The sequence below is a fragment of the Pedococcus sp. P2_F6 genome, from assembly GCF_056403675.1.
On the sequence record NZ_JBFUEZ010000006.1, the window covers coordinates 47,127 to 65,918 of the forward strand.

Below are 18,792 nucleotides of genomic sequence, written 5' to 3' on the forward strand. Positions count from 1 at the left end.
GGGACGGCTGTCCCGAGGCATCCCTGCCGGGCCCTACCCTTGGGCACGTGCCGATCGACCTCCACACCCACTCCACCGCGAGCGATGGCACCGAACCCTCCGACGTGGTGGTGGCCCAGGCGGCGCGCGCCGGTCTCGAGGTGGTGGCCCTCACCGACCACGACACGTATGCCGGGTGGCCGGCTGCCGTGGCCGCCGCACACGAGGTGGGCGTGGACCTGGTGCGTGGCGTCGAGGTCTCGTGCTCACGCCGGGGCGTCAGCGTGCACCTTCTCGGCTACCTCGTGGACCCGCAGGCTCCTGGCCTGCTCCGCGAGCTGGAGCGGGCGCGGGAGTCGAGGGTGACCCGGATCGACCGGATGGTCGAGCTGATGGCCGCCGACGGCATACCGGTCACGATCGAGGAGGTGCGGGCGCAGGCGGGCGAGGGCACGACGATGGGGCGTCCACACATCGCCGACGCCCTGGTGGCCAGCGGCTACGTGCGCACCCGGGACGAGGCGTTCGCCGACGTCCTGCGCAACGGCAGCCGCTACTACGCCTCGCACTACGCACCCGACCCGGTGCTCGCGGTGCAGCTCGTCCGCGAGGCTGGCGGGGTGCCGGTGATGGCGCACCCGTTCGCCAACGGTCGCGGCTGGACCGTCGACGACGCGGTCATCGAGGAGATGAGCGCGGCCGGGCTCGCGGGGCTCGAGGCGTACCACCGCGACCACCGGCCGGGCGAGGTGCGCCACGCGGAGGAGCTCGCGGCGCGCCTGGGGCTCTTCGTCACCGGGTCGAGCGACTACCACGGCGTGGGCAAGGAGAACCGCCTCGGCGAGAACACGACGTCGGCCGACGTCCTCGCCCAGATCGAGCAGCAGGCAACCAGCAGCACCGACGTGGTCAGGGCAGGACGAACGTGAACGACATCATCAACCTCCAGACGTTCGGCTCGGTCTTCGTGACCCTGCTGGTCATCATGGATCCGCCCGGCGCGCTCCCGATCTTCCTGGCGCTCACGGGTTCGCTGACCCAGAAGCAGAAGGTCGCCGCCGCCCGCCGCGCCTCGCTCGTGGCGCTCGGCGTGATCGTCCTGTTCGCCGTGTTCGGCCAGCAGATCCTCACCTACCTCCACATCTCGCTGCCGGCCCTCCAGGGAGCCGGCGGGCTCCTCCTGCTGCTCGTGGCCCTGCAGCTGCTGACGGGGTCTGAGCAGGAGCAGCACGCCGACGCCGGGGTCAACGTCGCGCTCGTGCCGCTCGGCACCCCACTGCTGGCCGGTCCCGGTGCGATCGTCGCGACGATGCTCCAGGTCAAGCGGGCCGACGCGGTCAGCGACTACGTCGCCGTCGCAGCCGGACTGGTTGCCACGATGTTCGTCGTCTGGCTCTTCTTCCGCTTCGCCAGCCAGGTGCACCGGGTGCTCAAGGACAGCGGCACCGTGCTGGTGACCCGGATCGCCGGACTGCTCCTCTCGGCGATCGCCGTGCAGATGGTGGCCGACAGCATCCGAGCCTTTGTCAGCGGCACCCCCTAACGTGGGCGAGGTGAGCGTGGGGGAGTTCGTGCAGCAGGAGTTCGGGGGTATGCCGCGGCGCCTGTTCCGGGCGAGCCCCAGCAAGCTGCTGGCGTGGGTCGACTGCCCACGGCGCTACCGCATGCAGCACCTCGACCGTCCGGCGCCGGCCTCGCGTCCGCAGCGTGCGCACACCTCGTTCGGTGTGGCTGTGCACAACGCGCTCCGCGACTGGTGGGACCTGCCGGCCGGGCAGCGCACCCCGGCTGCCGGCGCCGAGCTCGTCCGGACGTCCTGGATCGACCTCGGTTTCCGCGATGCCGACCAGTCGCGCGAGTGGCGCGAGCGGGCCCAGCAACAGGTCGTCGACTACCTCGACGAGGTCGACCCTGCTCACCAGCCGCTCGGCATCGAGCGGACGGTCTCCCTCAAGACCGAGGTGTTCACCCTTCAGGGCCGCATCGACCGGCTCGACGACCGTGGCGGTGAGCTGGCGGTCGTCGACTACAAGACCAGTCGCTCGGAGCCGACCGACGACGACGCCCGCACGTCGTTGCCCATGGCGCTCTATGCCGCTGCCGCGTGGAAGATGTTCCGACGCAAGTGCGTCCGGGTCGAGCTGCACCACCTGCCGACCGGCGCCGTCGCCACCCACGAGCACACCGGTGAGTCGCTCAGGCGCAAGATCGCCGAGGCCGAGTCGATCGCGCAGGACGCGCGCAGGGCCGAGGAGGACTACGCCGAGTTCGGCGTCGACTCGGGCCGCTTCCCGGCCAACGTCGGTCCCCTGTGCCAGTGGTGCGACTTCCGCGCCCACTGCCCGGCGGGTCAGGCCTTCGGTCCGGAGAAGTCCGACTGGGCGGCCCTGGAGCAGCCCGCGGTCCGCACCTGACAGACTTGGGCCACCGGCACACGCAACTCTCGAGGCAATCACAGCAGAAGGGCAGCCACTGGTGGCCAGGACATCCGCGAAACCGGCCACCATCGTCTCGGTGGCCAACCAGAAGGGCGGCGTCGCGAAGACGACGTCCGTGGCCTCCCTCGGTGCTGCCTTCGCCGAGCAGGGCAAGCGGGTGCTGCTCGTCGACCTCGATGCCCAGGCCTGCCTGACGTTCAGCCTCGGTGTGGACCCGGACGAGGTCGAGAGCTCGATCAACGAGGTGCTGCTCGGGCGGGCCAGCATCGCCGACGTGCGCGTCACCTGTGATGACGGCGTCGACCTGGTGCCCAGCGTCATCGACCTCGCGGGCGCCGAGGCCCAGCTGCTGCCCCGCCCCGGCCGCGAGTACATCCTGCGGACGGTGCTGGAGGAGGTGCGCAGCGAGTACGACGTGATCATGCTCGACTGTTCGCCGAGCCTGGGCGTCCTGACCCTCAACGCCCTCACCGCCAGCCAGGGACTGATCATCCCGATGCCCTGCGAGATGCTCAGCCACCGCGGCGTCGGCCAGCTCCTCGACACGGTGACCGACGTGCAGAAGATCCTCAACAAGGACCTCGAGGTGTGGGGCATCCTGCCCACCCTGTTCGACGGTCGCAGCAACCACGCCCGCGAGGTGCTCGCCGACGTCGGTCAGCGCTACGACCTGCCGGTGCTGGACCCGCCGATCCCCAAGACGGTGCGCTTCGCGGAGGCGCCGGCCGTCGGGCGGTCGATCCTGGCCACCTCCCGCACCTCCAAGGGCGCCAAGGCCTACCGCGACGTCGCCGCAGCGCTCGCGAAGAAGCTCTGACCCGGCGCCCACTGGGCGATCCGGCCCGCGGCGGCGGAATAGCGATGCGCCGAGCCGACTTGTCACTGGACGGTGACTGAACCCGACCCCCGAGGAGCATCATGTCCCGCACGGCTGCACTGTCCACCGCCTCCGCAGGCGCCCCGCTGACGTCGACGACGATCGAGCGCCGCGAGCTGCGTGACGACGACATCACCATCGACATCGCCTTTGCCGGCATCTGCCACAGCGACATCCACCAGGTCCGCGAGGAGTGGGGGAGCGCCATCTTCCCCATGGTTCCCGGCCACGAGATCGCCGGGGTCGTCTCCGCCGTCGGTGACCGGGTGACCCGCCACAAGGTGGGTGACCGCGTCGGCGTCGGCTGCATGGTCGACTCCTGTGGCGAGTGCGAGTACTGCAAGGACGGCCAGGAGCAGTTCTGCGTCGCGGGTGCCGTCATGACCTACAACGGCAAGGGTTACGACGGCGAGGAGACGATGGGCGGCTACAGCCAGCAGGTCGTCGTCAGCGAGCGGTTCGCCGTCCGCATCCCCGACGCCCTCGAGCTCGACGTCGCCGCACCGCTGCTCTGTGCGGGCATCACGACCTACAACCCGCTGAAGCGCTGGGGGGCCGGCCCCGGCACCAAGGTCGCCGTCGTCGGCCTGGGCGGCCTGGGCCACCTCGGCGTGAAGTTCGCCGCCGCCCTCGGGGCCGAGGTCACCGTGCTCAGCCAGACGACCGCCAAGGAGGCTGACAGCAAGGCCTTCGGCGCCGTGGAGCACCGGGCCACCAAGGACGACGCGACCTTCGAGGACTTGCGCGGCCAGTTCGACCTGATTCTCAACACCGTCAGCGCCGACCTGCCGTTCGACCGGTACCTGTCCCTGCTGCGACCCAACGGTGCGATGGTCAACGTGGGGGCGCCGAGCGAGCCGAGCACGTTCCAGGCGTTCTCCCTCCTCGGCGGCAGCAAGGTCCTCGCCGGCTCCAACATCGGCGGCATCCCGCAGACCCAGGAGATGCTCGACTTCGCAGCCGAGCACGGCATCGCGGCCGAGATCGAGACGATCAGCGCCGACCAGGTCAACGAGGCCTACGACCGCGTCGTCGGCTCCGACGTGCGCTACCGCTTCGTCATCGACACCGCGACGATCGGCGCCTGAGGCCCTCGGCGCGGCCGAGCCACCGATGAGCGGGTATGCCGTGGAGTTCCGGCGCGTGACGCGCGCCGACTTCGCGCTGCTCTCCCGGTGGCTGGCCGCCCCGCCCGTGGCCCGGTGGTGGAACCACGAGTGGTCGCGGGGCGCGGGCGAGCGTGACTTCGGGCCCTCGGTCGACGGCACGGAACCGAACCAGGACTGGCTGGCCGTCGTGGACGGTCGACCGGTCGGGCTGGTGCAGCGTTCCCGGGTCAGTGACTACGCCGAGAACCTCGCGGACTTCTCCTCGCTCGTCGCGGTCCCCGAGGGCGCACTGACGATCGACTACCTGCTGGGTGACCCCGCGGCATACGGCAAGGGGCTTGGCACAGCGATGATCGCTGCGTTCGTCGCCCGGTCGTTCGACGAGTTCCCTGACGCACCAACGGTTCTCGTGTCGGTCGTGGCGGCCAACGTCGCCTCGTGGCGGGCTCTGGAGAAGGCAGGGTTCCGCCGGGTCGCCGAGGGTGACCTCGCGCCGGACAACCCCGTCGACGACCCGCTGCACTACATCCTGCGCCTCGACCGCCCGGCCTGACGCACAGCTATGCCGCGCGGCATACCTGGTCTGTCACGGGGTGGGGCGTCAGGCCTGGCTGGCCTCGCCCGCGCCGGCGCCACCACGAGTGCGGCGACGGTTGCGGTTGCGGCGCGGCTTGGCCGCGACATCGCCGCCCTCGGCCGGTGCGCTCTCGGCGCGACGTTCGCCACCACGACCGCCGCCATCACGGTTGCCGTCACGACCGCCACGGCCAGCGCCGTCGCGGCTGCCGCCGTCACGGCCACGGCCGCCACCGTCGCGGCTCGGGCCGGCACCGGGACGACGCCCACCGGACTTGCCCGTCTCGCCGAGGTCCTCGAGCACCTCGGCGCCCAGGCCGGCGAGCTTCTGCGCGGCCCTGGGCAGGCGGCCCTTGGCTGTGCGCGGGATGTCGAGCTGCTCGTAGAAGTGGTCGGAGGAGGAGTAGGTCTCCTCGGGCTCGGGGATGCCGAGGTCGAGGGTCTTGTTGATCATGCCCCAGCGCGGCAGGTCGTCCCAGTCGACGAAGGTCACCGCGATGCCGGTGTTGCCGGCGCGGGCGGTGCGACCGATGCGGTGCAGGTAGGTCTTCTCGTCCTCGGGGCACTGGTAGTTGATGACGTGGGTGACGTTGTCGACGTCGATGCCGCGGGCCGCGACGTCGGTGGCGACGAGGATGTCGACCTTGCCGTTGCGGAACGCGCGCAGGGCCTGCTCGCGCGCGCCCTGACCGAGGTCACCGTGGATGGCCGCGGCGGCGAACCCGCGCTCGGTGAGGTCGTCGGCGACCTTGGCGGCCGTGCGCTTGGTGCGGCTGAAGATGATGGTCAGGCCTCGGCCGTCGGCCTGGAGCATGCGGGCCAGCATCTCGACCTTGTCCATCGCGTGGGCGCGGTAGACGAACTGCTCGACGGCCTTGACCGTGTGGGCGTTCTCCTGGTCGTCACCCATCGCGCGGATGTGCGTCGGCTGACGCATGTAGCGACGGGCGAGGGCGACGACGGCGCCGGGCATGGTCGCCGAGAAGAGCATCGTCTGACGGGCCGGCGAGGTCATCGCGAGCAGCTTCTCCACGTCGGGGAGGAACCCGAGGTCGAGCATCTCGTCGGCCTCGTCGAGCACGACCGACTTGGTCTGCGAGAGGTCGAGGTGGCCCTGCTTGGCCAGGTCGATGAGGCGACCGGGCGTGCCGACCACGATCTCGACGCCGTTCTTCAGCGCCTCGATCTGGGGTTCGTAGGCGCGGCCGCCGTAGACGGTGAGCACGCGGATGCCGCGCCGCTTGCCGGCGCGCTCGAGGTCTGCGGCGACCTGGACGGCGAGCTCGCGCGTCGGGGCGACGGCGAGGGCCTGCGGCTTGCCGGCGTGCGGGAAGGTGTCCCAGGCCGCGTCGCCGCGAGCGACGGTGCGGTTGAGCATCGGGACGCCGAAGCCGAGGGTCTTGCCCGTGCCGGTCTTGGCCTGGCCGATGATGTCGTGCCCACTGAGCGCGACCGGGAGGGTCATCGCCTGGATGGGGAACGGCGTCACGATACCGGCGTCGCCCAGCGAGGCGACGATGTCGGGGTGGACGTCGAAGTCGGCGAACGTCGGGTCGGCCGGTGCGGCGACGGGAGCGTCGGCGGTGGTGTCCGGCGTGGTGGCATCGGACAGCTCGGCGTCGGGCGCGTGGGTGCCCGAGGTGGTCTCAGTCATGGAGTTCTCTCGATCGGGGGCGCCCCCACAGTCGGGGTGGCGCTCGCACAGCGGGCCGATCGGAGGTCTTCGTCATGGGTAGCGCGGACCGTGTCCGCGGCTGATTCGTGCCGACCGGGCACCTTTGACCACCTGAGTCTAGCGGGGCGGCCCCGACATCCCCGCATCGGCGAGGGTCACCGAGGGCCCCGACGTTAGGGTGACGGGCATGACCAAGGACGACTGGCTGGCCGATCCGCAGTACCGCGACGCAGTCGCCGACCTCCTCGGAGTGCTTGCGTACGGCGAGCTCACTGCGTTCACCCGACTTGCCGGGGACAGCGAGCTGTCGCCGACCCAGCCGCTCAAGGCTGCCGTGGCCGGGCTGGCGGTGGCCGAGTTCCGGCACTACGAGATCCTCGTCGCCCGACTGGACGAGATGGGGATCGACCCCGAGGTCGCGATGGCGCCGTTCATCGCCCCGATCGACGCGTTCCACGAGCGCACCAAGCCGAGTAGCTGGCACGAGGGCCTGGTCAAGGCCTATGTCGGCGACGGCATCGCCACCGACTTCTACCGCGAGATCGCCGCCTACGTCGACCCCTCGACGCAGGCGCTGGTGCACTCGGCCATGGAGGACGTGGGGCAGGCCGAGTTCGTCGTCAAGGTGGTGCGCGAGGCGATCAAGGCGGATCCCAAGATCGCCGGGCGCCTGGCGCTGTGGGGCCGCAGGCTCGTGGGTGAGGCGCTCTCCCAGGCCCAGCAGGTGGCCGTCGAGCGCGACGCCCTGGCCTCGCTCATGGTGGGTGGCATCGGCGGTCCAGATCGCCCGAGCGCCGACCTGGCCGAGCTGGGCCGCATGTTCGCCCGCCTCACTGACGAGCACACCCGCCGGATGGGTCGTCTCGGCCTCGCCGCCTGAGGGCGGGCATGCGAAAGGGCCCGGTCCTTTGCGGTCCGGGCCCTCTCGGGTGAGGCGGGTGGTCTCAGACCGTGGTGTTCCTTCGCCCGGTGACCGCACCGTAGATGGCGATGAGCACCACCGCGACGATGATGCTGATGATCCAGCGGAGCCAGTCGACGCCCTTGGTGGCCTCGACCCCCAGCGCCGCTGCGAGGTAGTAACCGATGATGACGCCGATGATGCCGAGGACGATCGTGACGATGATCCCGCCGGCCTGGCGACCCGGCATGACTAGCTTGGCGAGGGCGCCGATGATGGCACCCGCGATGATGACACCGATGATCTCCATGTGCTGCCTCACTTTCGTGTGAGCGAGCGGCTGACCGATCGCATTGCGTCATTACCCCACCATGGATCGCGCCAAACCGCACATACTCCAACGGCGTGTTGCGTCACGGTGCGGACACGATCTGCCCGGTATCGGTGCAGGTCAGGGCCGCGAGAGGGGCCTGCCAGGGGAGGGTCAGACGCCGAAGCCGACGCCGCGCTTGTCGGACTCACCGATCTGGACGTAGCCGAGGACCGCGGCCGGGACGAGGAGCTGGCGCCCCTTGTCGTCGACGAGCGTGAGGACGGTGCCCTTCTCGAGCGACTTGCTCACGGCGGCAGCGATGTCGGCTGCGTTCTCGGTCGACTCGAAGACGACCTCGCGCGAGACGTTCTGGACGCCGATGCGGACCTCCACGGTGGTTCCCTTCAGGGTTGGGTGGGCACGCGGCATACGAGCGCGTGCGGAACTCTCGACAAGGCTAACGAGCGGTGTGTCAGGAACCTTCCCCGCCCACCTTGGGGAACGACCCGAGGCCTCGCCAGGCGAGCGCACCCATGAGGAGGGCGGCCTCCTCCTTGGGGACGTCGGACCCCTGGGCGAGCCAGTGGCGGGCGCTGACCTGCGCGATCCCGGTGAGCGCCATACCCAGCAGCGAGGCGTCCTCGTCGGTCAGCCCGGTGTCCTCGGCGATGACCTCGGCCACGGCTTCGGCGCAGACCAGGCCGACGGCGTCGAGGCGGTTGCGGACCGCGGACTCGTTCGTGAGGTCGGACTCGAAGATCAGCCGGAAGGCCGCCCCGTCACGGGAGACGAAGTCGAAGTAGGCCGCGATGGTGGCGTAGACCCGTTCCCGGTTGTCCTGGGTGGACGCGAGGGCCTCGCGGACGAGTTGCTCGAGCGCCTCGCTGTGCTTGTCGAGCAGGGCGAGGTAGAGCTCGAGCTTGCCGGGGAAGTGCTGGTAGAGCACCGGCTTGGAGACGCCGGCGCGATCGGCGATGTCGTCCATCGCGGCCGCGTGGTAGCCGGACTCCACGAAGGCGGCCTGGGCCGCTTCGAGGAGCTGGGCGCGGCGGGCGGAGCGTGGGAGGCGTTGGCCCCGGGCGTTGTCGGTGCCTGGAACTGCTCGAAGGGACATGGGGACCTTCTGTTCGATGGTGCAGCGTTCGGCGGTGGTGCGGCCTGACTGCGGTGTCGTGAACATCGTACGGGTGGGTAACCTGCATCACATGGCCATCCCACCGCTGGTTGCGCCCGGACCAGAGCTGACGACCGAGCAGAAGGCCCGCTACGCCCGCCACATCCTGCTCCCCGAGGTCGGCCTGGAGGGTCAGCGAAGGCTGGCCAACGCCCGCGTACTGGTCGTCGGTGCAGGGGGGCTCGGCTCGCCCGCGCTGATGTACCTCGCGGCCGCTGGAGTGGGCACCATCGGGGTGGTCGACGACGACGTCGTGGACGCCTCCAACCTCCAGCGGCAGGTCGTGCACGGGGTCGCCGACGTCGGTCGTCCCAAGACCGAGTCCGCAGCCGAGACGGTGGCGGCCATCAACCCGCTCGTCACCGTCGTCCGCCACGACGTGCGGCTCACCTCCGAGAACGCGCTCGAGATCCTGGCCGACTACGACGTCGTCCTCGACGGGGCCGACAACTTCCCGACCCGCTACCTCGTCAACGACGCGTGCGTCTTGCTCGGTATGCCGCACGTGTGGGGTTCGATCTACCGCTTCGACGGCCAGGTGTCGGTCTGGTTCGCCGGCCGCGGCCCCTGCTACCGCTGCGTCTTCCCCGAACCCCCGCCGCCCGATGCCGTTCCCTCCTGCGCGACGGGCGGTGTGCTCGGCGTGCTGTGCGCGGCCATCGGGTCCGTCCAAGTGGCTGAGGCAGTGAAACTCATTGTGGGACAAGGTGATCCGCTCGTAGGACGCCTGCTCGTGCACGACGCCCTGCGCCAGACCTGGGACTCGCTCACCGTCCGCGCCGACCCCGACTGCCCCGTGTGCGGCGAGTCGCCGACCGTGACCTCGCTGGTGGACTACGAGCAGTTCTGCGGTATGCCGGGTGCTTCCGTGTCGGGGTCCGTCCAGGCTGAGGGCGAGGGCAGCCGCGCGCCGGCTGCCGCGTTCGCCGAGGTGTCGGCGACGGACCTGGCCGCCATGCTGGCGGAGCGGGACATCGGGGACCGGGAGTTCGAGCTGGTCGACGTCCGCGAACCGGGGGAGCGTGCGGTCGTGTCGATCCCCGGCGCCCGGGCCCTGCACCTCGACCGGTTCCGCGACGGGACGGCCGCCGACGAGCTGCCACCCGGCATACCGGTCGTGGTCATGTGCAAGTCCGGGGTGCGGTCAGCGGAGGCTGCCGGGCTGCTCGCCGCGAGGGGCCGTGCCGACGTCGCCAACCTGACCGGGGGCGTGCTGGCCTGGGTGAAGGACGTCGACCCGAGCCTGCCGGTCTACTGAAGGGGCTGGCATGGTCACGCAGCCAGGGCGGGTCGGTGGTGCCCCGAGCGACTTCGCCGACGACGTGCTCGAGGTGGTGGACACGATTCCCGAGGGCAAGGTGATGACGTACGGCGACATCGCCGAGCTGCTCGGGCGTGGCGGCCCCCGCGGTGTCGGAACCGTCATGGCGAGGTACGGCTCGGATGTGCCCTGGTGGCGGGTGATCCGGTCCGGCGGCTACTTTCCGCAAGGCCTCGAGGCCGAGGCGCTGGCGCACTACCGCGAGGAGGGCACCCCTCTCGTCCGCGGTCAGGTCGAGGGGCGACGGGTCGACCTGGCGCGCGCCCGGTGGCTGGAGGCGAAGGTCCCTGTCCCGCCGCCGGACTCCTGAGCTCCGCAGGGCGTGGCGGCCGGTCGACTGTCGGTCGCGGATGGTGGGATGAGCGGATGCTGACCTTGCGCCGCGCTCCGAGCGTGGTGGCCGAGGCGCCCCCGCTCGACGACGTCCAGCTGGCTGCCCTGGCTCACCGCCGTGGTGTGCTGCGCGTGCTCGGAGGTCCGGGCACGGGCAAGACGACCACGGCGATCGAGGCCGTCGTCGCCCGGGTCGAGTCGGGTGAGGCGACGCCCGACCAGTGCCTCATCCTCACGTCCTCGCGGGTCGCGGCCGGCAGCCTGCGCGAGCGGGTGACGGCCCGGCTCGGCGGCACGTCGACGGAGCCGCTCGCCAGGACGCACCAGGCCCTCGGTTTCGGCATCCTGCGCCAGGCGGCCGCCTTGCGAGGGGATCCCACGCCCCGGTTGCTGAGCGGACCCGAGCAGGACGTCATCCTGCGCGAGCTGCTGGCCGGCCACGTGGAGGAGGGCACCGGCCCGGCGTGGCCCGAGCGGGTCCACCTGGCGTTGGGCACCCGCGGCTTCAGGGGTGAGCTGCGCGACCTGCTGATGCGCGCGGTCGAGCACGACCTCGAGCCGGCCGACCTCGTCCGGCTGGGGCGCGAGCACGACCGGCCGGAGTGGGTCGCCGCGGCGGAGGTGCTGGCCGAGTACGACGAGGTCACCGCGCTGTCCGCACCGGGTGCCTACGACCCGGCGTGGATCCTCGGGGCCGCGGCTGACCTGCTCGAGGAGGACCCGGCGGCCCGCGCGCGGCTCGTCGACGGGCTGCGCCTGGTGGTGGTCGACGACGCCCAGGAGCTCACGTCGGCCGCAGCCCGCCTGCTGCGCACCATGGCGACCCCGGGCCTCGACCTGGTCCTGCTCGGCGACCCCGACGCTGCGGTGCAGACCTTCCGCGGGGCGGACCCGCGCCACCTCAGCGACGGCTGGACGCAACTGGTCGCGACAGCGGAGCACACGGTGGGTGCGACCGGCGTCGAAGCACGCTCCGGTGGGCCCCGCACGCTGGTGCTGCCCACGGCATACCGGCTCCCGCAGGCGGTCGTCGACGCGGCGGCCAGGGTTGCCCCCAAGATCGGCGCCCTCGGGGGTGGCCTCCAGCGCGGCGCCGCCGCGGGGCGTCCCGGTGGCCAGGTCGACGTGCGGTTGCTGCGCGCCGTGAGCCAGGAGGCCAGCCACGTCGCCGCCGAGCTGCGCGAGTCGCACCTGAGGTTCGGCATCCCGTGGTCGGAGATGGCCGTCATCGTCCGCGGCCAGGGGCGCACCGCGACCCTGCGCCGTGTGCTGATGGCGGCAGGGGTGCCCGTCGCCGGGACGGCCACCGACCTGCCCGTGCGCGACGAGGTGGCGGTCCGGCCGTTGCTGGCGCTGCTCGACGTGGTCCTCGACCTGGCCCGCGGTGCCACCGAGGCGCTCCACCCCGAGGTAGCCGTCGACACCCTCTTGTCCCCCATCGGTGGTGCCGACGCGGTCGGGCTGCGACGGCTCCGCCGGGCACTGCGCAGGTTCGAGCTCGAGAACGGCGGGGGGCGCACGAGTGACGAGCTGCTCGCCGAAGCCCTCGTCATGCCCGGTGCCCTGATCGAGCTCGGGCCCGAGGCCAACCCTGCTCGGCGGGTCGCCGCGACGATCGCCGCCGGGATCAAGGCGGCGCGGGGCGTCCTGGAGGGCGAGGGGGACGGCGCGGTCTGGCGCTGGGAGGGCGGCGTCAGCGCGGAGTCGGTGCTCTGGGCGATGTGGGCCGCGACCGGGCTCGGAGCCGAGTGGCAGGCGACCGCCCTCGGCGGTGGTGCGGGTGCAGCGCGGGCGGACCGTGACCTCGACGCCGTCGTGGGGCTGTTCGACGCGGCGGCGAAGTTCGTCGACCGGCTTCCGCAGGCCGGACCCGAGGAGTTCCTCACGCACATCGGCAGCCAGGACATCCCGGGCGACACCCTGGTCGCCCGGTCGCCGGTGGGAGAGTCCGTCACCGTCACGACACCCCAGGCGGCTGCCGGGCGTCAGTGGCACCTCGTGGTCGTGGCGGGGGTGCAGGAAGGCGTCTGGCCAGACCTGCGACTGCGAGGTTCGCTGCTGGGTTCGGAGCACCTGGTCGACGTGGTGGCGGGGCGGGCGACGACGTTCCGGGCGGCGCAGGCGGCCGTCCGCTACGACGAGACGAGGTCGTTCCTCGTCGCGCTCACCCGGGCGAGCGATCGCGTCATCGTGACCGCGGTGCGCTCCGACGACGAGCAGCCCTCGGTCTACCTCGACGTCGTCGACCCCGAAACCATTGCCATTCAAGGAGATCGACGGTTCGCCGAGGTCGCACGCACGATGACCTTGCCCACCCTCGTGGGTGAGCTGCGCCGCCAGCTCGTCTCGGAGGACCCTGCGGTGCGCGCCACTGCGGTGGCCGCGCTGTCCCGGCTCACCCGCGAGGGTGTGCCGGGGGCCGACCCCGGCCAGTGGTGGGCGCTGCGCGAGGTGTCCGACGACCGTCCACTGCGGTCCGACGACCAGGAGGTCAGGGTCTCGCCGAGCAAGGTCGAGTCGTTCGGCAACTGCGGGCTGCGCTGGCTGCTCGGCTCCGTCGGCGGGGACGGGCCGTCCGTCGGCGCCGCCGACATCGGCACGCTCGTCCACGACATCGCCGCCGAGCTGGGTGACGTCGATGCCGACACCCTGGTCGCCGAGGTGGATGCCCGCTGGGGCCGCCTCGGTATGCCGGCCGGCTGGGTCTCCGACCGCAAGCGCCTGGATGCGCACGGCATGGTCCGCAGGCTGGCGACCTACTTCGACGAGGCGCGAGCGGGCGGCTGGGTGCGGCTCGGTGCCGAGATCGACATGAAGGTCGTCCTCGGCAGGGCCGTCCTCAGCGGCAAGGTCGACCGCATCGAGAGGACGCCGGACGGCACGGCGCTGCGCGTCGTGGACTACAAGACGGGCAGCAGCAAGCCCCGCGCCGAGGAGCTCGCGCGTCACCCGCAGCTCGGTGCCTACCAGCTCGGCGTCGAGAGCGGCGCGTTCGGCGAGCTGGGCGACCGGTCTGCCGGCGCCGCCCTGCTCCAGGTCGGCAAGGCCGCGTTGGTCAAGACGACCCTGCAGACGCAGGGCCCGCTCCGCGACGACGCGGATCCGCAGTGGGCCGCCGACCTCGTGACGTCGACGGCCGAGGGGATGGCCGGCTCGACCTTCAAGGCGACGGTCGGGGACTGGTGCAAGCTGTGCCAGCTCAGGGCCTCCTGCCCGGCGCAGCCCGAGGGGCGGGTGCTCTGATGGCGCACAACCCGACGACGCAGGACCTGGCAGCGCTGGACCTGGCAACGCAGGTGCCGATGGCGCGAGATCTGTTGTCCGCCAAGGAGATTGCCCATGCTCTCGGCCAACCTGAGCCCACGGCTCAGCAGGTCGAGGTGATCGAGGCGCCGATGTCGCCGCTGCTCGTCGTGGCCGGGGCCGGGTCGGGCAAGACCGAGACGATGACCGGCCGCGTGGTGTGGCTGGTCGCCAACGGCTTCGTCGAGCCCGACCAGGTCCTCGGCCTCACCTTCACCCGCAAGGCCGCGACCGAGCTGTCCGAGCGCATCGGCGCCCGCCTGCGGCTGCTCCAGCAGCGCGACGTGTGGCACCCTCGCACCGACGACGCCGAGACGGGGGCCGAGGTCCTGGGCGGGACGCCGACCGTGTCGACCTACCACTCCTATGCAGGGCGGCTGGTGCGCGAGCACGCGCTGCGGCTGGGCTACGAGTCCGAGTCACGGTTGCTGTCCGAGGCCGCCGCGTGGCAGTACGCGTCCGAGGTGGTCGCCGCCTACGACGGGCCGATGGACGACGTGCAGTTCGCCGAGTCCACCGTGACGGCAGCCGTCGTCGACCTGGCCGGCGAGATGGCCGAGCACCTGGTCGGCGTCGGTGACGTCGCGGCATACCTCGACCGGGTCCTGGATGCACTGGCCGCGCTGCCCCCGCACGCCGGGGCACGTGGCAAGGACCTGCCCGGCGAGGTCAAGAAGATGCGCGAGCAGCTGCGGGCGCGGGCCGGCGTGCTGCCGATGGTCGAGCGCTACCTCGCGCTCAAGCGCACACGTGACGCGATGGACTTCGCCGACCAGATGGCGCTGGCCGCCCGACTGGCCATGACCTTCCCCGACATCGGCGCCATCGAGCGGCAGCGCTTCGGCGCTGTCCTGCTCGACGAGTTCCAGGACACCTCGGCCGCCCAGCTCGAGCTGCTGCGGTCGCTGTTCGTCGCGCCGGGGGAGCCGTCGCCGGTGACCGCCGTGGGCGACCCGCACCAGTCGATCTACGGCTGGCGAGGGGCCAGCGCGACCACCCTGAGCGAGTTCCGCAGCGCGTTCGGTACCGACGGCGGGCTGGCTCCCGTACTGCCCCTGGCGACCAGCTGGCGCAACGACGTGGGGGTGCTCCGGGTGGCCAACGCGGTGGCCGGTCCCCTGCGGGCGGGGTCCAAGGTCCCCGTCGACGAGCTCGTCTCGCGTGCGGGCGCAGGGCCCGGACGGGTGGTGGCTGCCCGTGTCGAGACGGCGGGCGACGAGGCTGCCCTGGTTGCCACGTGGCTGCAGGACCGTCGAGCGGCCGGGGCCACGTCGTGCGCGGTGTTGTGCCGCAAGCGGTCCCAGTTCGCTGCCCTGATCGACGCGCTCGACTCACGGGGGATCCCGCACGAGGTCGTCGGCCTCGGCGGGCTGCTGCTCACCCCCGAGGTCGAGGACATCACCGCCCTGCTGCACGTCGTCAACGACCCGAGTCGGGGGGACCAGCTCATGCGGCTGCTCACCGGCCCACTGAGTCGACTGGGGGCGGCTGACCTCGACGGACTGATGGCGTGGGCCCGCCACCAGCAGGACCTGAGGCTGGGCGTCGACGACCGCGACGCGCCACAGGACGACGACGACGCCGAAGGGGCGGTGGCAGGGCCAGCCGCTCGCACGACCCGTGACCAGGCGCCCGACAGCTCCGACCGGGTCAGCATCGTCGAGGCCGTCGACGACCCGCCTCGTCCCGGCTGGACCAGCTGGGACGGCAAGGGCGTCAGCGAGGTGGGGCTGGGTCGGCTGCGTGGCCTCCAGCAGGCGATCCGCCGGCTTCGGTCCCTGTCGGCGCTGCCGCTGGCCGATCTCGTGGGAGAGGCGGAACGCGCCCTGGGCCTCGACATCGAGGTGCTGGCTCGAGAGGGCTACACGCCGGCCGCCGCTCGCGCCCACCTCGACGCCTTCGCCGACGTCGCAGCGACCTTCACCGTCAGCGCTGACCGACCCAACCTCGGCGGGTTCCTCGCCTGGCTGGCCGCCGCCCTCAAGGAGGAGCGAGGGCTCGACAAGGGCTATATCGAGGCCTCCTCCGACGCGGTCCAGATCCTGACGGTGCACGCGGCAAAGGGCCTGGAGTGGGACGCAGTCGCCGTCCCCGGGCTCGTGGAGGGCTCGTTCCCGGCGCTGTCCTCGGCGGCCAGTCGCTCCGACGGCGAGCAGTGGCGGATGTCGCCGCCCAAGCAGCGCGGGTGGATCGGTGGGTTGTCCGACGGCGGCATCCCCTACGCCCTGCGTGGCGACCGTGACGGGCTCCCACTGCTCGACTGGCAGGCAGCGTCGGACTGGAAGGACATGGACACGCGGGTCGAGGACTTCCTGCGCGCCGGGGGAGACCACGGTGTCGACGAGGAACGTCGGCTGGCCTACGTCGCCTTCACCCGGGCCCGGTCCGACATGCTGCTGACGGCGCCGGTCTGGACCGACGGCAAGACGCCCAAGGTCACTTCGCGGTTCCTCACGGAGGTCGTGGAGGCCGAGCAGGCTCTGCCTGTCGAGCGCCTCGCGTGGGTCGACCTTCCTGACCCCGCGCTGCCCGACGAGGCGGTAAACCCGTCGGCGGCCGAGGCGGTGTCCGTCCAGTGGCCGGCCGACCCGCTCGCCCAGCGCCGTGCCGCCCTGGCGACCGGTGCGGCTGCCGTCCGGTCCGCCGTACAGGCGCACGCCGAGGGGTCGAGCCAGCCCGGTGAGGCCGCCGAGCAAGGGATCCTGCCGATGCCCGGCGCCGCGCTGCCGGTGCTCGAGGAGCTCGACCTCCTGCTCGAAGAACGCCGCCGGCTGGCCCACCGTGGCGACGTCACCGTCCTCATGCCGCGGCACCTCTCCGCGTCTGCCGTGGTGTCACTGGCCCAGGATCCTGCCCGCTTCGCGTCGGCCCTGCGGCGCCCCATGCCCGAACCCCCTGCGCTGGCCGCTCGCCGCGGGACGGCCTTCCACGCCTGGGTGGAGCAGCACTTCGCCCAAGCCGCGATGGTCGACATCCTCGACCTGCCCGGCAGCGCCGACGACGACCCCGGTGATGATGACGACCTTCCCCTGATGAAGGAGCGGTTCCTCGCGAGCGACTGGGCACACCGCACCCCGGCCGAGATCGAGATCGCGGTCGAGACGGTCATCGACGGGATTGCGGTCCGGGGCCGCATCGACGCGGTCTTCCCCCGGCCGGGCGGTGGCTTCACCATCGTCGACTGGAAGACCGGTGCCACGCCGCGGGGTGGTTCCGGGGCGGCACGTGCCCTGCAGGTCGCGGCCTACCGCGTCGCCTTTGCGCGCCTTCGCGGCCTCGAGCTGGACTCCGTCGATGCGGCGTTCTACTACGCCGCAACGGGCGAGACCGTCTGGCCGGACCTACCCGACGCCGACGCCCTGGCACAGCTGCTGGCAGGCGTGCCCGACTAGGAGTCGGCGTGCGCGGCTAGGAGTCGGCGTGCCCGACTGGGCCGCGCTGCGAGGACCGCGGGCTGTAGCCGGGCTCGAACTCCGGTCCGGGGTCCTCGCCCTCGATCGGCTCGGGAGCGCGCAGCTCGGACACGTCGATCTCCGCCGTGACGTCGTTCTCGGCCAGCCCGAGCTGGGGCGACCCGTCGTCCTCGAGATCGCTGTCCTCCTCGTCCGGCGCCGCCAGCGCTTCGTCGTCGCTGTCGCGGCTGTCCTCGCCGTCTCCAGGGCCCGGGTCAGGGTCAGCGTCAGCGTCAGCGGTCCGGCCGAACATCACCTCGACGTCGTCCTCTTCGTCGTCCTCGTCGTCGACGACCGTCGGCGGCACCAGCACCGGGCTCTTGGGCCGAGCAGGCGTCAGACCCGCGCGCCGGTAGTCGTTGGCTTCCTCTTCCTCGGCATGCACCCGCGCGTCCAGTCGGCGCAGCGCCGAGGCGTGGCGCTCGACCTCCAACCGGTCGCCTCCGGTCACGGCGGACATGAGCTGTGACAGGGTCCGCATCTGGGCGCACAGCCGGGCCCGGGTCAACAGGTGGACGTCAGGGCGTTCGGCGCGGGCGTGGGCATAGGCCTCCATCAACGTCTCCATGGCCCTCGGCGACGCCTGGGTGACCAGTGCGAAGAAGTCGTCCGCGGGATCCGCGACCTTGGCGTCCTCCCAGCCGGTGAGCGCCTTGACCCGGCCGGTCGAGGCGTCGTCCTCGTCGTCGAAGACCACCAGCACCTGGTCGCCGGTGAGGTCCCCGTGGGTCGGGGTCGGCGCGAACCGCCACAGGGTGACGTCCTCCAGCAGCTTCTCCCAGCGCGCCAGGAGCCCCGTCGGCACGTGTCCGGTGGCCGCCGCCCGGTCCAGCTCGCTGAGTCGCCGAGTGCGGTAGGTGTCGGCGTCGTAGGCCGGGAGCCCGGCTTCGTCGAACAGCCCGTGGTCAGCGTTGTGCAGGGCCGCGATGGCCCGCCCGAGCTCGGCGGCGAGCCCGGGACCGCCCGACAGCTGGGAGAAGTCGATGTTCTGCCCCGGCAGGTAGGGGTAGATCGCGGCCCGACCGCCCTCCTTCAGCGCGGCGAAACCCTTGGGCGTCGGCACGCTGAACGGCAGCCGTCGCGCCAGCAGGGCCAGCAGCCCGAAGGTCGACTCCATCTGGGCGGCGGCCGCCTGGCTGCGCGGCACGCGCACGACCCACCGTCGGTGCTGGGTGTCCTGCACGAACGCCACGTCGTAGCTGTTGGCGCGCTCGGGGTGCTCGTGCGCACCGGGGAGGGCCTCGACGCTCGCGGGGTCGAGGCCCGGCACGGCAGCACTCGCGAGAGCGGCGAGGAAGAGGGGGCTGCGGTCCACACCGTCACCGTATGCCGTGCGGGCGC

At 71.9% G+C, this 18,792-nt stretch carries 16 protein-coding genes; 11 read left to right on the forward strand and 5 right to left on the reverse strand.

Going from position 1 to position 18,792, the window contains the following annotated elements; translation table 11 throughout:
• The first annotated feature begins 47 nt into the window (after positions 1-47).
• From AC1DWP_RS16980 to AC1DWP_RS17005, 6 genes are all read left to right on the forward strand, one after another.
• Positions 48-908 carry a PHP domain-containing protein gene (locus AC1DWP_RS16980; protein ID WP_477615665.1) on the forward strand — a complete coding sequence of 287 codons (861 nt, stop codon included), beginning with the start codon at positions 48-50 and terminating at the stop codon, positions 906-908.
• Positions 905-1,522 (forward strand): MarC family protein, encoded by a 618-nt coding sequence (locus AC1DWP_RS16985; RefSeq protein WP_477615666.1) that lies wholly within the window; start codon positions 905-907, stop codon positions 1,520-1,522. Before AC1DWP_RS16980 ends, AC1DWP_RS16985 begins: the two co-directional genes overlap by 4 nt.
• A 10-nt stretch (positions 1,523-1,532) precedes the next feature.
• Positions 1,533-2,393, forward strand: a complete 861-nt coding sequence (locus tag AC1DWP_RS16990) for a RecB family exonuclease (protein WP_477615667.1) — start codon at positions 1,533-1,535, stop codon at positions 2,391-2,393.
• A gap of 100 nt (positions 2,394-2,493) precedes the next feature.
• Positions 2,494-3,234 (forward strand): ParA family protein, encoded by a 741-nt coding sequence (locus AC1DWP_RS16995; protein WP_477615668.1) that lies wholly within the window; start codon positions 2,494-2,496, stop codon positions 3,232-3,234.
• Between the two features lie 101 nt (positions 3,235-3,335).
• Positions 3,336-4,382 carry an NAD(P)-dependent alcohol dehydrogenase gene (locus AC1DWP_RS17000; protein WP_477615669.1) on the forward strand — a complete coding sequence of 349 codons (1,047 nt, stop codon included), beginning with the start codon at positions 3,336-3,338 and terminating at the stop codon, positions 4,380-4,382.
• 25 nt (positions 4,383-4,407) lie between these two features.
• Complete coding sequence (locus AC1DWP_RS17005) at positions 4,408-4,956, forward strand: GNAT family N-acetyltransferase (protein ID WP_477615670.1); 549 nt, start codon at positions 4,408-4,410, stop codon at positions 4,954-4,956.
• A gap of 48 nt (positions 4,957-5,004) precedes the next feature.
• Here the strand turns inward: AC1DWP_RS17005 and AC1DWP_RS17010 are convergent, their stop codons facing one another.
• Positions 5,005-6,633, reverse strand: a complete 1,629-nt coding sequence (locus AC1DWP_RS17010) for a DEAD/DEAH box helicase (RefSeq protein WP_477615671.1) — start codon at positions 6,631-6,633, stop codon at positions 5,005-5,007.
• A gap of 208 nt (positions 6,634-6,841) precedes the next feature.
• Here AC1DWP_RS17010 and AC1DWP_RS17015 point away from each other — a divergent pair, with 208 nt between their 5' ends.
• Entirely contained in the window at positions 6,842-7,534 is a 693-nt protein-coding gene (locus tag AC1DWP_RS17015) for a ferritin-like fold-containing protein (protein WP_477615672.1), read from the forward strand.
• A 64-nt stretch (positions 7,535-7,598) separates the two neighbouring features.
• On the opposite strand, the gene AC1DWP_RS17020 is transcribed toward AC1DWP_RS17015, so the two are convergent.
• The 3 genes from AC1DWP_RS17020 to AC1DWP_RS17030 all read right to left on the reverse strand — a co-directional run bounded on the left by AC1DWP_RS17020 (position 7,599) and on the right by AC1DWP_RS17030 (position 8,982).
• Positions 7,599-7,865 (reverse strand): GlsB/YeaQ/YmgE family stress response membrane protein, encoded by a 267-nt coding sequence (locus tag AC1DWP_RS17020; RefSeq protein WP_477615673.1) that lies wholly within the window; start codon positions 7,863-7,865, stop codon positions 7,599-7,601.
• A gap of 174 nt (positions 7,866-8,039) precedes the next feature.
• Positions 8,040-8,261, reverse strand: coding sequence for a DUF3107 domain-containing protein (locus AC1DWP_RS17025; RefSeq protein WP_477615674.1), 222 nt, complete (start codon positions 8,259-8,261; stop codon positions 8,040-8,042).
• 79 nt (positions 8,262-8,340) lie between these two features.
• Entirely contained in the window at positions 8,341-8,982 is a 642-nt protein-coding gene (locus AC1DWP_RS17030; RefSeq protein ID WP_477615675.1) for a TetR/AcrR family transcriptional regulator, read from the reverse strand.
• A gap of 91 nt (positions 8,983-9,073) precedes the next feature.
• Here AC1DWP_RS17030 and moeB point away from each other — a divergent pair, with 91 nt between their 5' ends.
• Genes moeB through AC1DWP_RS17050 form a run of 4 tightly spaced genes read left to right on the forward strand, consistent with a single transcriptional unit; the run spans position 9,074 to position 17,391 of the window.
• A complete protein-coding gene (gene moeB / locus AC1DWP_RS17035) occupies positions 9,074-10,300 on the forward strand; it encodes a molybdopterin-synthase adenylyltransferase MoeB (protein ID WP_477615676.1) in 1,227 nt (408 codons plus the stop codon).
• A gap of 10 nt (positions 10,301-10,310) precedes the next feature.
• The gene (locus tag AC1DWP_RS17040) at positions 10,311-10,673 is read left to right on the forward strand and encodes an MGMT family protein (RefSeq protein WP_477615677.1); all 363 of its coding nucleotides are present in this window, start codon (positions 10,311-10,313) and stop codon (positions 10,671-10,673) included.
• 56 nt (positions 10,674-10,729) lie between these two features.
• Positions 10,730-13,939 carry a PD-(D/E)XK nuclease family protein gene (locus AC1DWP_RS17045; protein WP_477615678.1) on the forward strand — a complete coding sequence of 1,070 codons (3,210 nt, stop codon included), beginning with the start codon at positions 10,730-10,732 and terminating at the stop codon, positions 13,937-13,939.
• Positions 13,939-17,391, forward strand: coding sequence for an ATP-dependent helicase (locus AC1DWP_RS17050; protein WP_477615679.1), 3,453 nt, complete (start codon positions 13,939-13,941; stop codon positions 17,389-17,391). Before AC1DWP_RS17045 ends, AC1DWP_RS17050 begins: the two co-directional genes overlap by 1 nt.
• A 16-nt stretch (positions 17,392-17,407) precedes the next feature.
• Here AC1DWP_RS17050 and AC1DWP_RS17055 read toward each other — a convergent pair whose 3' ends face one another.
• The gene (locus AC1DWP_RS17055; protein WP_477615680.1) at positions 17,408-18,766 is read right to left on the reverse strand and encodes a phosphotransferase; all 1,359 of its coding nucleotides are present in this window, start codon (positions 18,764-18,766) and stop codon (positions 17,408-17,410) included.
• Positions 18,767-18,792 lie beyond the last annotated feature (26 nt).

Coding starts and splice junctions, on each gene's coding strand:
- AC1DWP_RS17000 (WP_477615669.1), top strand. CDS start 3,336: ATGTCCCGCACGGCTGCACTGTCCACCGCCTCCGCAGGCGCCCCGCTG.
- AC1DWP_RS17005 (WP_477615670.1), top strand. CDS start 4,408: ATGAGCGGGTATGCCGTGGAGTTCCGGCGCGTGACGCGCGCCGACTTC.
- AC1DWP_RS17010 (WP_477615671.1), bottom strand. CDS start 6,633: ATGACTGAGACCACCTCGGGCACCCACGCGCCCGACGCCGAGCTGTCC.
- AC1DWP_RS17015 (WP_477615672.1), top strand. CDS start 6,842: ATGACCAAGGACGACTGGCTGGCCGATCCGCAGTACCGCGACGCAGTC.
- AC1DWP_RS17020 (WP_477615673.1), bottom strand. CDS start 7,865: ATGGAGATCATCGGTGTCATCATCGCGGGTGCCATCATCGGCGCCCTC.
- AC1DWP_RS17030 (WP_477615675.1), bottom strand. CDS start 8,982: ATGTCCCTTCGAGCAGTTCCAGGCACCGACAACGCCCGGGGCCAACGC.
- moeB (WP_477615676.1), top strand. CDS start 9,074: ATGGCCATCCCACCGCTGGTTGCGCCCGGACCAGAGCTGACGACCGAG.
- AC1DWP_RS17040 (WP_477615677.1), top strand. CDS start 10,311: ATGGTCACGCAGCCAGGGCGGGTCGGTGGTGCCCCGAGCGACTTCGCC.
- AC1DWP_RS17045 (WP_477615678.1), top strand. CDS start 10,730: ATGCTGACCTTGCGCCGCGCTCCGAGCGTGGTGGCCGAGGCGCCCCCG.
- AC1DWP_RS17050 (WP_477615679.1), top strand. CDS start 13,939: ATGGCGCACAACCCGACGACGCAGGACCTGGCAGCGCTGGACCTGGCA.